This is a genomic window from Flagellimonas spongiicola (assembly GCF_023502425.1).
GTDB classification, from domain to species: Bacteria; Bacteroidota; Bacteroidia; order Flavobacteriales; family Flavobacteriaceae; genus Flagellimonas; species Flagellimonas spongiicola.
In genome coordinates, this window is sequence record NZ_JAMFMA010000002.1 from 80,025 (window position 1) to 94,296 (window position 14,272).

General features: G+C 36.7%; 11 protein-coding genes. 5 read left to right on the forward strand and 6 right to left on the reverse strand.

Features of this window, described 5'->3' with window-relative positions:
* Positions 1-7: 7 nt before the first annotated feature.
* From M3P19_RS06690 to M3P19_RS06710, 5 genes are all read right to left on the reverse strand, one after another.
* A complete protein-coding gene (locus M3P19_RS06690) occupies positions 8-835 on the reverse strand; it encodes a CPBP family intramembrane glutamic endopeptidase (RefSeq protein WP_249656880.1) in 828 nt (275 codons plus the stop codon).
* Between the two features lie 169 nt (positions 836-1,004).
* Positions 1,005-1,736 (reverse strand): cysteine hydrolase family protein, encoded by a 732-nt coding sequence (locus M3P19_RS06695; protein WP_249656881.1) that lies wholly within the window; start codon positions 1,734-1,736, stop codon positions 1,005-1,007.
* 512 nt (positions 1,737-2,248) lie between these two features.
* Positions 2,249-2,608, reverse strand: a complete 360-nt coding sequence (locus M3P19_RS06700) for a VOC family protein (protein ID WP_249656882.1) — start codon at positions 2,606-2,608, stop codon at positions 2,249-2,251.
* 42 nt (positions 2,609-2,650) lie between these two features.
* A complete protein-coding gene (locus M3P19_RS06705) occupies positions 2,651-2,794 on the reverse strand; it encodes a hypothetical protein (RefSeq protein WP_249656883.1) in 144 nt (47 codons plus the stop codon).
* 29 nt (positions 2,795-2,823) lie between these two features.
* On the reverse strand, positions 2,824-3,609 hold the full coding sequence (locus M3P19_RS06710; RefSeq protein WP_249656884.1) for a helix-turn-helix domain-containing protein: 786 nt from the start codon (positions 3,607-3,609) through the stop codon (positions 2,824-2,826).
* A 257-nt stretch (positions 3,610-3,866) separates the two neighbouring features.
* Here M3P19_RS06710 and M3P19_RS06715 point away from each other — a divergent pair, with 257 nt between their 5' ends.
* The 4 genes from M3P19_RS06715 (at position 3,867) to M3P19_RS06730 (ending at position 12,667) form a co-directional block, all read left to right on the forward strand.
* Positions 3,867-9,653: an ATP-binding protein gene (locus M3P19_RS06715; RefSeq protein ID WP_249656885.1), complete on the forward strand. Its 5,787-nt coding sequence runs from the start codon at positions 3,867-3,869 to the stop codon at positions 9,651-9,653.
* A complete protein-coding gene (locus M3P19_RS06720) occupies positions 9,643-10,692 on the forward strand; it encodes a response regulator (protein WP_249656886.1) in 1,050 nt (349 codons plus the stop codon). Before M3P19_RS06715 ends, M3P19_RS06720 begins: the two co-directional genes overlap by 11 nt.
* Positions 10,693-10,961: 269 nt before the next feature.
* Positions 10,962-11,669, forward strand: a complete 708-nt coding sequence (locus tag M3P19_RS06725) for an isochorismatase family protein (protein ID WP_249656887.1) — start codon at positions 10,962-10,964, stop codon at positions 11,667-11,669.
* Positions 11,670-11,812: 143 nt separating this feature from the next.
* Positions 11,813-12,667 carry a sulfite exporter TauE/SafE family protein gene (locus M3P19_RS06730; RefSeq protein WP_249656888.1) on the forward strand — a complete coding sequence of 285 codons (855 nt, stop codon included), beginning with the start codon at positions 11,813-11,815 and terminating at the stop codon, positions 12,665-12,667.
* Between the two features lie 58 nt (positions 12,668-12,725).
* Here the strand turns inward: M3P19_RS06730 and M3P19_RS06735 are convergent, their stop codons facing one another.
* Complete coding sequence (locus M3P19_RS06735; protein ID WP_249656889.1) at positions 12,726-13,478, reverse strand: LytR/AlgR family response regulator transcription factor; 753 nt, start codon at positions 13,476-13,478, stop codon at positions 12,726-12,728.
* 84 nt (positions 13,479-13,562) lie between these two features.
* On the opposite strand from M3P19_RS06735, the gene M3P19_RS06740 reads away from it, so the two are divergent.
* Positions 13,563-14,204 carry a peroxiredoxin gene (locus M3P19_RS06740; RefSeq protein WP_417953857.1) on the forward strand — a complete coding sequence of 214 codons (642 nt, stop codon included), beginning with the start codon at positions 13,563-13,565 and terminating at the stop codon, positions 14,202-14,204.
* The last annotated feature ends 68 nt before the right edge of the window (positions 14,205-14,272 follow it).

Sequence of the window (14,272 nt, forward strand, 5' to 3'; positions counted from 1 at the left end):
TCACTTCCTAATGACCTAACTTCTCCTGAATGTTATCCTGATTTATTTTCTTTAACACTACCACGCCAACGATAAACAAAGGCAAGAATATGATTATTGGCAAAAGTCCTCCCAAAATTTGCTCCGTTAAACTAGGAAGGGTTTGGGATTCTAAAGCAATGTCTTTAGTATTTTGCAATCCTGGTAATGTACCAATCAAAAAGAAAAAATTGATGAGGCCATGGGTGATGGCCAGGGGTATCAATTTATTCGTTTTCAATAGCAATACACCAAAGAAAAATCCAATTAATACGGCATAAATCGCCTGACCTATCACTTGTGGAATATTGTCATTCACCATTAAATTAATCAGATGTGAAGCCCCGAAAAACATTGCAGAATAAAGAACACTTTTAAAGAGTCCTTTCCGCTTTGACAAATACTTTTGAATGAAAAAGGGCTGAAGAAATCCTCGAAACATAAATTCTTCGGCAAACCCTACAGATAGACAAGCAAATAGCAACAACAGGAGGTTTAATATGTTTATCCCTGACATATCCTTGCCCATGAAACCTAAAATACCGATAATAAAAAGGTAGACCGGTATCAGATTCAGAAGTTTGGACGTCCATCCGTACTCTGAGGACAATCCGGAAAGAGCTATTAACTTCAATCGATATACTCCCACCGTTGCAACCATAAAAATCAATAACATTTTAATTGCAAGCGATACATATTCCAATTGGAATTCAGACAACAAAGTATTGGAAAGCATGACATCAATTGGAATGATCATGATTAGGAAAATAATGCCAATTATAGCAATACCGATATAAAATGGAGATGTATTTTTCATGTCAAATAAGGTTCTATTCGTAAACGAATGGGTAAAGCTATTGTTACAATTCAGCCATCATTGAGTCAACAGTGGCTTCATAATCAGCAGGAATTTTGCATGTGCTACAAAACGATAAAAGGGTAGGGCTTTCACCCTACCCTTACACACTAAACACAATTGCACTTGCTTACCTAAAGAGTGATTGAAACTCCTCAGTAGTGTATACATGACTCGCCACAAATCTGTAATTGATTTCAGCTGCCAAATTCCCATCATAACCCGGGGCGACAGCTGAAGCGGTTGCATCTTTGACTACCGCCACTTCAAAACCATCTTCCAATAATTCCCTTAAATGCGATTCAACACATAGGTTTCCTGACATTCCTGCTAATACTACTTTATCGATTTTTTGCTTTCTTAACTGAAGTGACAAATCATTTTGCTCAGGACCATAGACTTTATGGGGGCCAACAACGGTCACAAAATCTTTTTCAATATATTTCTTATATCTAGGCAACCAATCGGCTCCTGACCCCTCAAAACCTTCTTTGTTCAATTGGTCTCCGCGGTCGAACATCCCTATATCATGCATTAATTTTTCAAGCGCACCTTCAAATTGCCATTTATGGTCGTGTTCATAATAATAATGTGGCGAGATAAATACTTTTATACCATTCGCTTCTGCTATTTTGAACAAGGTCTCCAGGTTTTCGACGGTATTGTTCTTTATTACACTTTCTCCAATAACACCCCATGTAACTCCCTGCGGACTTAAAAAGTCATTCTGAGGATCCGTAATAACAATTGCGGTTGTTTCATCCACTTGGAAACCTGGATCAGGTATCTGTGCATTTAGTCTAATACTTGATACTACCATGATGGTCAATATCAGTAATGTTTTGGTAATCCTGTTTTTCATTTTACTTGATTTTACGTTAAACGTTCAATTAATTTTTGATAGGTTTTATGGTGATCTTTTGTTCACCTTTGGTAATTGCGATGGTTTATTACCATATCATTTACAGTCCCAAAAGTAGCTTGTGAATACACCCAATAATGTGCTATCCTGACCGGAATGTTGTGTGATTGCTTTATTCCTATCGATATGAAAATTTAACCCCATAGAACAAAAAATCACCTAAGGAATAATCCAAAGGTGATTTTATTGGGTAAAGAAGAAAGTACCCTAAAAGCCAGAGTGTGAAGTTTCGTTTATGCTCTATGATCAATTTATCCTATACAAACCATCCATTTTCGTCGCAGTAGTATTCTGATTGGATACCAGGGTCACAATAGTTGTCATTTTGTTTACTAATATTTGGTGCCGATTTAGTCCGAAATCGAAGTAAATACAGCAATTCATTTGTAGTTTCTCTAATTGTTTTCATTTTAAAACATGACTTTAGATTATGTAGTTCAGACAAATTCAGATTATGGTCTTTTACTTATTTCCAGATTGTTTCCCTCCGGATCTTTGAACCAAGCAGATAAACTTCCATCCATATCGAAGATTTTTTGCCCTTCAAACTGATAGAACACCACACCCTTTTCCTCAAGTTCGTGTACTGTACTTTCAATATCCTGAACTGAAAAACTTAGTGCTGTATGTTCTGCCAGATTTGGATCATTTCTTTTATAAAGTAGAAATTTAGCTCCAGCTCCCTTGGTCCAATACATGTTCATTTTTTCGCTTAGGGTTTCCAATTCAAAATTTAATATCTCTGTGTAGAATGTTTTTGCCCGGTCTACGTCATTAATTGGTATTGCAGCAATAATTTCTTTGATTTTCATGACTCTTTTTTCGTTAATAATTTGTTGCTATTCCGATTGATTCTAATTCAAGCAGATGACCCAATCGAATTTAGCTTCTTCAATATCTCTTTTGATTCGTTTAAAAAGAGGTCTTAGATCATCCTCGGCACTGATCATTTTAAATCTGCTCTTACTTAACTCGTTGTGGTTTCCTCGATATTTCATATCCCATTTATTTGAATTGATGAATCTGTTTAAGAAGCAGCCAAGGTCATTTGTCTGTGTGCTTTTCTAAATTTTAAGGGAGTTATGCCATAGCTACTTTTGAAAAGCTGAGTGAAATGACTTGCATTGTCACAACCTATACCCATACCGACTTGGATTATATTATCCTCTGAATACAATAAGAGTTCCTTAGCGCGTTGCATTTTAAGACGCTTGGTAAATTGCTGCGGTGTCTCACCAGTTGTGCGTTTGAACATTCTAATGAAATGATGTACACTTAATTTTACCAGAGCTGCCAATTCTGTGGTACTGATTTGATGATCAATATGCTCCAGAACATGGTGTTTGATTTTTTGCATTTGAAATGGGGTTATTCCCATCCTATGCTCTTCTGTATTGGATAAGTTTCGGGACGTCTGTTTAACTAAATAATCAGTCATCGTTACCACCATATTTTCCAAATACCATTTATCCTCTTTGGGCTTGTAAAGCAGCTCTTGTGTTAAATAAATTGCCAACTGATTACTTAAGGCGTCATCCAAATAAGACAATTTCTTAAAGCTTCCCACTTCAAGACTTAAATCCATTTTCCCGAAAACCCCATTATACATTCCCAATACCAAAGGCCCTTCAATAACAGAAGGGTCCAGTAATTCCAATTGAAAAAGGAACTGATAGTTTTTCTTGGCATTATTTAACGCTGCTCCATTTTCCCTATCATTAATTAGGAAAAGAAAAACCGTTTTCTTGTGCGCCAATGTTCTTACCCTATTCTTGTCCCCAATAATCTCTTTAAGTTTATTCACATATTCCATAGTAGTTGTTTTTGATGATTGTCTTGATTTCTGAATTGTTGACTCAAAACTAGTTTGCCAAATATGTAATCACCAGTCAAAGTATATAAGCGTTGGTGCTTTTCTAATAATCGTAACTGAGTGCCTAAAACTTTGAAATCTCCTCAATTTTAGGTGAAATCTGAAGGAAGAAAGATCTTCTTAACGTAGCCGTTTAACTTCTTAACGTACCGCTATTTTAGGATAAATTCACTACTTTGAAGTCTAATTAATGTGCCATGCCAGCCACAAAAATTTTACATGTGGATCTTAGGAAAGATGAACAAATCAACAGGTATTTTGTTGATGAACGATTAAATGAGGAATTGGACCACGCGGCTCTAAAAACATTAAAACAACTTGGTTTTTTTGAATTTAGTTCTATTGCTGACATCACCCTTGGCGAAGACAACAATATCACTTATAGTATTCCTCCTTTCCAAACAGAATTGATTACTATACCTGAAAACAAGAATGAATTTGTTCGTTTTTTGGATTTAGCAATAGTGATATCTAAATCAATGGCTGCTGTTCATAGGGCTGGGTACCTCTTCGGCCTATTAAACGAAGAACGTTTTTTAATAGATGAAAAGGAGCGATTAATAATCGTTGGTCTAGCTGCAATTCGGAAAAAATACAATACACTAAATGCAGGAGCGTATGGAAAATCAGCATACAGATATATGGCTCCTGAATTCAGTTCCAGATCTAATCAAAATCCAGATTACAGGGCAGACTTTTATGCCTTTGGGGTTCTTTTGAACTATTGGTTGACCGGGAGCTATTTTGTTGATGCAGAAGACGAACAAGCTATTATGCACCAACACCTCACAAAAAGTTATAAAGCTTCTGAGAATTGTTTATGGCATTACACTGGTATTTACCGGATCATTTCGGGATTACTGCAAAAGAATCCCAAAGAGCGATATCAATCTACGGAAGGAATCATAAAAGACCTTGTTTCTTTAAGAGCGCTTTTGGATTCAGAGGACTTTTCCAAAATGCCGGAATTAAGTATTTACCACAATCCAGGAGTATTAAATTCCGAAGCAGTGCTTTTTGAACGTGAAAATGAAATGAGACTGTTGACTGAATGCTATGAAGAAACAAAGAAGGGTGGTGTATCCATCGCATTTGTTGAATCTGATGAAGGATTAGGAAAAACATCATTTAGCAATCAATTGAAGAATGTTGTAACGGATACTGAAGCTTGTTTTTTCAATGCTTGCTCAGATCAATTCCAATCGTCGGATTATCTGGCCTTTCACCTTGCTTTCCAGGATATTGTCCGAAGATTATTAATGAAAACTGGCAAAAGCCATGCTCAATTAAGTGCTATTTTCAAAACTGGTGTAGGCAAGGATTTATCCCTTCTTTTTGACGTCATCCCAGATTTAAAGGAATTAACAGGATTCACTGATTCCCCAGAACAGTTAAATCCGATTGAAACTCAGAATCGATTTCTCAATGTCTTTGTAAGGTATTGTGGAACATTAGGGCAACTGGGGCTGAAACGAGTATTATTTTTTGATGATGTTCAATGGTTTGATGAATCGTCGTTGAATTTGATAAGATATCTTACGAAATCCCAAATATCTGGGGTAATGTTCATACTGGCCTACAACAAGAAATTCGTAAATGAAAACCATCCGCTTCAGAAACTTAAGAAGGACCTTGACAAAAGTGATTATTTGATAAATCATATACATCTCAACGAACTTTCGAAATCCGCCACGGCTAGTATGGTATCCAAAATCTTAATGGAGCAAAGTAAACCCATTAATGAGCTATCCAAAACTATATATGCTAAAACACATGGAAATCCACAGCAAATAAATAATCTGGTTCAGTCACTATACAAGAATAATGTTCTTTATTACAATGAAGAAGAAAACAAATGGAATTACAACTTAAATGAGGTAAAACTTCAAGAAGTAAGGGAAAATGTAGTGGAGCATATTGAAGAGCAGATCAAACTGCAATCCTACCAGGCACAGGTATTACTGAAAATAGCTGCCTACAATAATGGTATTTTTGACATACCACTTTTAGCTACCATTGGAGATACCGCTCCACAAATTATAACCCTATTATTGGACATTCTTTCGGAAGCAGGACTACTGACTAAATTGGATCCTATTCACGGCACTTATATTTTCAATCACAAGAGAATCCAAAAAGTGGCACTTGAACTCACGATACCTGGATTTAGTTTCAATAATGAACAGCTACACCATAAAATTGCATTATACAAGCTTCGAGTTAACAATATCAAACACTTTGTTGAGTTAAATCAGTTTGTCAGGCATTTGATTTCTTCTAGAGAATTACTTTCCAAAAACACGGTAAACAAAGCCCTGAAGTATATTGTAAAAGCGGGCGATTTGGCTACCGCCTCCAATTCTTCAGCTTCTGCCAAACAGTATTATAAATTTGGGCTTGATTTGGCAGTAAAATTCAATATTGTGGAATTTTCGTTTCCTATGCTTTATGGACTTGCCAAAGCACACTTTTTAATGAAGAACATTGAAAAAGGGAATGAATATGCCGATAAAGCGAGTATTGCATCCAAGAATAAGAATGAAAAAATCCAGTTACTGCGATTAAAGCAGGACTTTTATGAAGCATTCACCCTTTATGACGAAAGCGTAGATGCCGGAATTTCCATTCTCAATCTGCTTAATGAAACGCTTTCAAGAAATGCAATTGACAAGGGAAATGCAATGGCCAAAAGAGTTGATGCCGAGTACAACAACCTAATGAATATACTCCAAAACAGTTATTCCTTAGAGTCATATTTCGAGAAAGAAATGAATGATGGTCATGAGCGGGACCAAATGAATGTATTTGCGAATATGGTCATATCTGCAGCTCATGTAAAAAAAGAACTGTACTTATGGACAGTTCTTAAAATGTCCATTCATACATTTAAAAATGGATTAGCAGATTCATCTTCTTTTGCTTTTGTGCATTTAGGTTCCGTCCTCATCAATGAGTTTAACCAGTTACAATTAGGCATAAAAATTATCAATTTAGGAATGAAGTTGCTGGATCGGTCAAATTCAGAAAAATACATATCCCGAGCTATATTATGTCATTACGATTTGGTAAATCATTTTAAGGAATCATACGCGTCAATTCAACATGATCTTGAAAAAAGAGTGGCTGAGCATATGAAGACCAGCGATTATAATTCGATTAACGCCTTATGCAGAGTAAGTGTAAGAAACCAACTTCTTACCGGCAAAACTTTAACCGAGACTTTAAATACCTGCGAAAAGGCCATCGAGATTATGCCTTGGGAGTACAGTGAATGTTTTGGTGCGCAACTAGTTCTGACTAAAAATAGTCTTGCGAATTTGCTGTCTCAAAAGGAATTGAAAAGTTTAACCTCCGATGCTGGTGCAATAGAGACGCTACTCAAAAAGAAATGCTACTTCATTCTCTCCGAACAATACGTTTTCAAAAGTCTCACCAATTGCTTACTCGGTGATTATAAAAAGGCCCTGTTTTATTTGAATGAGAATAAGAAATTTATTGGTTTGGCCACCTCCCAACCACAAGTAATACGCCAAGGTATGCTAAGGGTAATCTGCGAATTTAGTTTGGGCACTTCTCCCAAAAATAAAATTGTGGTTAATCTAGAAAAGATGCGCAAAAAGATTGAACCGTGGTCAATTGAATGCCCTAAGAATTTTAGGGCCGATTATGAATTAATTGAGTTTCTGATTTCCATATGCAACCATGATTTTAGCAAAGCGTTATTTAGACTTGAAGAAGGTATTAAATGGTCAGAAAGAGAAGGTTTGATCAATACCAAAGCACTCCTATGTGATCTAGGCAGTAAACTTTTACCTGAAGAAAACTTTGGTTTTTCAATCAAGCATCTAAAACGAGAAAAACAGCAAGTTATTGAGGAATGGAAGGCTTCACTATACCCTCAGAAATTTGATGGCCACTCAATATCGGCCCCAGAACAACAACCAAACCATTCTAGTTTTGACACACAAAGTCTGTTAAAGGCCACACAGGCAATCTCGGCGGAAGTAAATCTAGGTAGCCTAGTGCAGCAACTGTTGAATATTGTTATGGAAAATGCTGGTGCCGATAAAGGCGCACTTATTCTGATGAAAAACGGGACCCCTTATCTAGAGTCGATTGTCAACACTAACAGCGAGAATAATTCCAGTTTCTCTGAAATTGAACTACGGAATTGCGCACAGTTACCGGTTAATATTATAGAGCATGTTATTTCTACAAGGAAAGAGCTGAGTATAGATGATGTCATAAACACCAATTATCCTAAGGAAAGTTATTTCCGTAATAATACTATTTCCTCATTAATAATTTTACCGCTTCTCAAACAGAAAGATCTAGTGGGTGTGCTCTACTTGGAAAACAAACAAGTAAAAGGTCTTTTTACGGAAGGTGATTTGGAAATTCTTCGAATTATTGCCTCCCAAGCGGCAATCTCCATTACCAATACATTACTGTATGAGAAATCCAATACCTTAAATCAGGAATTATCTTCATCCAAAGAAGAATTGGCCAAAATAAACGAAGTTCTTGAAGATCGCATCAAAAAAAGGACCGAGCACCTTCAGCAAGAGATTGAAATGCGTAAAAAAGCTGAAAAGAACTTAATCTATGCAAAAAATGATGCGGACAATGCTAATAGTGCAAAAACGCAATTTCTTGCCAACATGAGTCACGAAATCAGAACACCTCTCAATGCAATCGTAGGCTTCTCGCAAATTTTACTAAACCAAGGTAAAAATCTAGACTTAACCCAAAAATTCGAAAGGTATCTGAATAATATCAACCAAAGTGCAGAATCACTTTCTGAGGTTATTAACGATATTCTCGATTTATCCAAAATTGAGGCCGGCAAATTTACAATTACTAAAGAGGACGTCAACTTAAACCAAATCGTTACCTCCGTCTGTCGCATCAACAAAGGACTAGGGAAGACAAAGGAAGTCAAACTTAATAGTAACTTCAATGATAAACTTCCGAAATATGTTTACACCGATGGCAGTAAACTGAAACAGATTTTAATGAACATAATCGGAAATGCCATAAAATTTACGCCAGAAGGGAAAAATGTATATGTGAATGTACAACGCGAAAATTCCTGGATTGTGTGCGAAGTTGCGGATGAAGGTATCGGCATACCTGAGAACCAGCTACAACATATTTTCAACCCATTCATACAAGCCGATGCAGGAATAGACCGCAAATTTGGAGGTACCGGACTTGGATTGACAATAACTAAAAAGCTTATTGAATTGTTGGAAGGAAAAATTGAAGTTAGGAGTCAATTAGGCCAAGGTACTTCATTTAAAATCTATCTTCCTTTTGAAAAAGCCAAGAACTCTTGGATAGAAGAAAAGGAAACATCTTTAGCAGATTTTAAAATCCCGCCCAACAAAAAAATACTGGTAGTTGAAGATAATGCAATGAATCAGGAAATGATCAGAGCTCTATTTTCAGAACTTGGATCGGAAATCATGTTGGCAAAGGATGGTGAATCCGGGATTAACATCGCCAAAACATATCATCCAGAAATTATATTCATGGATGTACATATGCCAACCATGGACGGATTTGAAACTGTCAAAAGAATACGGAAAATGAACAATAAGATTCCAATAATTGGTCTTTCCGCAGATGCTTTTACAGAACATCGTGAGATAGCGTTAAATTCTGGATTTTGTGATTATCTCACAAAACCAATTCAAATAACAGAATTAGTCCGTGTACTAAAAAAATACCTTTATGTTAAGATAGAAAACAGCATCCCGGCAGTCAAAATTTTAAGCGAAGAAGAAAAACAGGTATTGGACTACGCTTTCAATTCACTTAATCAACTCCCTATTTTTGAAACTGAAAAGTTGGTGGTTGCAGCAGAGCCGTTGAATTCAATCCTACACCCAGATGAATTCAATAAACTGGAAGAAGCTATTTACTCGGGAGACGATGAAGCATTGAGAACCCTTTTATCAAATACCATCAATGCCCAATAAAATTGCAAAAATATTGGTGGTGGATGACAACCGCCAAGTACTGGAACAAGTCAATCATATTTTGGCCGAAGAGGGGTTTGAAATCTCATTTATACCAAAAGGTGAATTTCTGTTTCAACGATTGGACAGACAAGAGTTTGATTTGGTGTTGCTGGATGTCAATTTACCTGGAATAAGTGGCTATGATTTACTTCAGGAAATTAGAAAACATCCTAAATACCATAATCTACCTGTAATCATTATAACCGGCGAAGATGAAGACACAACCCTTACCAAGTGTTTTGCCTTAGGAGCGCAAGATTATATTAGGAAACCCATCAATCATTTGGTACTTAAAGTTCGTGTTTCATCTGTCATTTCCGCTTCGCGATTTCATCTAAATCAAATAAAAAATGAACGTGAAGAAGCGCTTCAGGCAAGAATGAAAATGTTGTCATCACAAATGAACCCCCATTTTATATTCAATGCGCTTTCTTCCATCCAAGAGTTCATTTTATCCAATGAAACGGACAAAGCCATAGATTATGTTTCTGAATTTGCCGGTTTGATGCGTCAAAATCTTGAAAATTCATTGGTTCCTTACATTACTTTGGCAGATGAACTGCAATTTTTGGAAACCTATCTAAGTTTGGAACGAACTAGGTTCAATAATTCCTTTGAATTTGAAATTGTATTGGAAATTGATGAATTCCAAGATATTATGGTTCCACCCATGATTATTCAACCTTATTTGGAAAATGCCATTATACACGGACTTCGCAAAGTTGACCGCATAGGTAAACTGACATTGTTGGTCAAAGAACAAAACAATCGAATTCAATGTATCATCACGGATAACGGAATTGGTAGAAAACAAGCTGAATTAGACAATCCAAGAAAACATAGATCCATTGCAATGTCGAATATTGAAGCACGATTGGAATTACTTAATCTTGACGCAAAAATGAAAGAGTTCAAGGTAGTAATCGAAGATATTGTAGAAAATGATTCTCCTGCGGGGACCATAGTATCCCTGTGCTTCCCAAATGACCTTCACTAACCTTTGACCCTTTGCCTTTTCTTTATTGACCTGATTAATTTGATGACTTAGTTCAAAGTATTGCATTGCTTAGAACTTTAATCTTAGCTAAACGCGCCAACAATATCCTTTCCGCCTTTTAAATATTCTACCCCAAGCTCGAAATCTACGTAGCATCAATTTTCCAACATAATGGCTAAATACAAAAAATTAAACCGATTGTATTCCTCGAAGTTTGCTCTAAATCCAAATGGATATCAACATAGTTAATAATCTAAAAAATTAATCTTATGAATTCTACAGAAAGAGCCATGCAAGGAAAGCGCGAGGCACAATTACCCGAAACTGGTTTCGAAATTGATGAAACAACCGCAATTTTAATCATTGATCCCCAAAATGATTTTTTGAGCACAGAAGGGGTAGCATGGCCAGTAGTTGGTGAGAGCGTTACGGAAAATGGTACCATTGAGAACTTGGAGACCCTTTTCAAACTGGGTGCAGATAATGGCATCCATGTATTTGTTTCTCCCCATTATTATTACGAGCATGACCATAAATGGTACTTTGAAGGTGCTCTGGAAAAATTGATGCATAACATTAAGATGTTCGACCGTGGAGACCAATTGAATATTGAGGGTTTTGAAGGTTCTGGTGCAGATTGGCTACCACAGTACAAAAAGTACATAAACAATAAAGACAACGTTACGGTTACTAGTCCACATAAGGTTTTTGGACCTGAGAACAACGATGTCGTATTGCAACTAAGAAAACGAAAAGTCGACAAAGTTATCTTGGCAGGTATGTCTGGAAACTTATGTGTAGAATCGCATTTACGAGAATTGTTAGAATGTGGTTTTGAAGTCGCTGTTGTTGGGGATGCAACGGGTTCCGCAAAATTACCAAACTTGGACGGTGACCTTGCCGCTCAAACTAATTACGCAATGTTGGCTAGCCACGTATTCACCACTAAAGAATTGGTAGGTGTTGTAGAGTCCTAAATCTCCACCACCGATAGAATCAACATCAATTAATCAGGATATTTTAGGTTGAATGGCTTCCATAATCTACTGATCTTGGGAGCCTTTGACCAAATCCAAAAACCTTTTTTAGTTCAATCATCACTAAACTCATCATTATGGAAATGGCAACAGAATTATGGTATTTATTTCCCGTAGCGACAGCAATAGCTACGATAGCAATGGCTTCCGGTGTTGGCGGCGCAATTTTCTTTTCCCCTTTGTTCATTTTAGTCCTCGGGCTTGATGCTCAGGTTGCAATAGGAACCGCGTTACTAACTGAGTTGTTTGGATTTTCCTCCGGATTGGTTGCATATTTCCGCAGTAAACTGATTGACTTTAAACTGGGGAAAGACATCCTGAAATTCTCTATTCCCGCGGCAATTATTGGAACATTGGTTTCATCTTATATTCCCTCAGACTTTTTAAAGGCTCTTTTTGGAATTGGAATTCTTTATATAGGCATCCAAATCTATAGATCCTATAGTAAAGAAGTCAACGAACACAAGTCTGGAAAAAACCAATTTGAAAAGGAAAATTACGAGACTACCCTTATTGATAGTAGAAATCAAGTTTACCATTACACCTATTGCAATAAACCACGAGCAAGATTATTTGGATTTATTGGAGGCGCTTTTGTAGGGTTGATTTCGGTAGGTTTGGGTGAACTTTTGGACTATCACCTTGTATCAAAATGTAAGGTTCCAACGCCAGTAGCTGTGGGAACTGCCATATTTTGTGTTGTAATTACTGTTTTAGTCGCTTCCTCTGGCCATTTTTACGAGTTCTTTTTCAATTCTGAAGAAGGCGTGATGGATCAGGTTGTAAACGTAGTAACCTTCACAATACCAGGCGTATTGATTGGAGGCCAGCTTGGGCCACGATTGCAAAAAATTCTACCTGAAAAGTATTTGAAAGTAGGTTTTTCTGTGTTATTCGCATTCATCGGAATATTGATGTTGACCATTCTTTTTATTTGATTATTAATGCGAAGAAAACATGTTGTGGAATCTTCAAAAAAGGAAGGCCAGTGAGAAGTTAAACCAACCTTTTTAAGAATTTTTCCTTTTTCCGAACCGAAACATCAACATTGGAACCATCTTTCATTATTACATAACCTCCTTTACCTTTCACATACTTAACTATATGATCCAGATTGACCATATGCGATTTATGCACTCTAAAAAAGTTACAGGATTCCAACATACTTTCAAATTCCCCTAATGGCTTGGACACCAATATTTTCTTACCATTTTGAAGGTAGAAATTGGAATACACTTGATTGGCTTCCACCCGAATAACATCCTTGGCTTCCACAAAATCTATCCCATCAGAAGAGCGCAATGCAATTTTGGTCAAACTTCTATCTTCCAGTTGAATATTGGATTTAAGTGCTTGTATCTTTTCAATATTCTCCTTACTCTGTTTTTCCAATACTTTTTCAGCTCTGGCCACTGCATTTTTCAGTTCCTGAATGTTGATTGGTTTCAACAAATAATCCAAAGCTGCATATTTGATGGCGTTTATGGCATAGAGGTCAAATGCAGTCGTAAATATGACCTGGAATGGCGGTTCCTCAAAATGATCAAAAATTGTAAAACCATTACCTCCTGGCATCTCAATATCCAAGAATACCAAATGTGGTTGTTTTTCTTCAATAATGGGGACGGCCTCACGAATTGAAAATGCATTTCCTTCTACTAGTATTCCTGGACAAAAGTTCTTTAACATCTTATCCAATACGCTATGATGTCGTTCCTCGTCATCTACTATAACCGCACGTATTTCCACCAATTCAGAATATTTGAAATATTTGTTTTAAATATAATTTAAATAAAACTAATATGTTAATTTAGGGCTTATTATCAGAAGTTTATCATGGCATTAGGGCTTGAAAGCAATGCGCCTAACTTTAAGGCAATAACTACCAGTGGACCTATTGATTTTCATAATTGGTTGGGAGACGCCTGGGGCTTATTATTTTCCCACCCTGAAGATTATACCCCTGTTTGTACAACGGAGCTTGGTGCCGTGGCACAATTGGAAAAGGAATTCAGTGATAGAAATGTCAAGGCAATTGCACTGAGTGTTGACAGTTTGGAGTCACATCATGGATGGAAGGTTGAAATTGAGAAATCAATGAATGTGAAAATTGGATTTCCGATCATTGCTGATGAAGATGCAAAAATTGCTCAATTATATGGTATGATTCACGAGAATAGCTCCTCTACCCATACTATTAGATCGGTGTTCGTCATTGGCGCTGACAAGAAAATTAAATTGCATTTGACTTATCCCATGTCCGTTGGTAGAAACTTTGATGAAATTTTACGTGTTATAGATGCACTACAGTTAAGTTGTAAACACCAAGTTGTTACTCCTGCCAACTGGAACCAAGGTGACGATGTCATTGTGGACGTTTCCCTAAGTGATGAAGAAGCCAAAGAACTTTACCCTTACGAATCCTCTGAAGAAGCATCCTATCTAAGATTCACGCCAAATCCGTCCTCGGATTAATTCTATTCGGATAAAATCCGTGTTCCAAGGCCTTCCCTCTCACAATTCATAGCCAATTAATTCAAGTG

Excerpts from the sequence above, each read along its gene's own strand:
- M3P19_RS06695 (WP_249656881.1), bottom strand. The coding sequence starts at position 1,736 with ATGAAAAACAGGATTACCAAAACATTACTGATATTGACCATCATGGTA.
- M3P19_RS06715 (WP_249656885.1), top strand. The coding sequence starts at position 3,867 with ATGCCAGCCACAAAAATTTTACATGTGGATCTTAGGAAAGATGAACAA.
- M3P19_RS06690 (WP_249656880.1), bottom strand. The coding sequence starts at position 835 with ATGAAAAATACATCTCCATTTTATATCGGTATTGCTATAATTGGCATT.
- M3P19_RS06725 (WP_249656887.1), top strand. The coding sequence starts at position 10,962 with ATGAATTCTACAGAAAGAGCCATGCAAGGAAAGCGCGAGGCACAATTA.
- M3P19_RS06710 (WP_249656884.1), bottom strand. The coding sequence starts at position 3,609 with ATGGAATATGTGAATAAACTTAAAGAGATTATTGGGGACAAGAATAGG.
- M3P19_RS06720 (WP_249656886.1), top strand. The coding sequence starts at position 9,643 with ATGCCCAATAAAATTGCAAAAATATTGGTGGTGGATGACAACCGCCAA.
- M3P19_RS06700 (WP_249656882.1), bottom strand. The coding sequence starts at position 2,608 with ATGAAAATCAAAGAAATTATTGCTGCAATACCAATTAATGACGTAGAC.
- M3P19_RS06730 (WP_249656888.1), top strand. The coding sequence starts at position 11,813 with ATGGCAACAGAATTATGGTATTTATTTCCCGTAGCGACAGCAATAGCT.
- M3P19_RS06705 (WP_249656883.1), bottom strand. The coding sequence starts at position 2,794 with ATGAAATATCGAGGAAACCACAACGAGTTAAGTAAGAGCAGATTTAAA.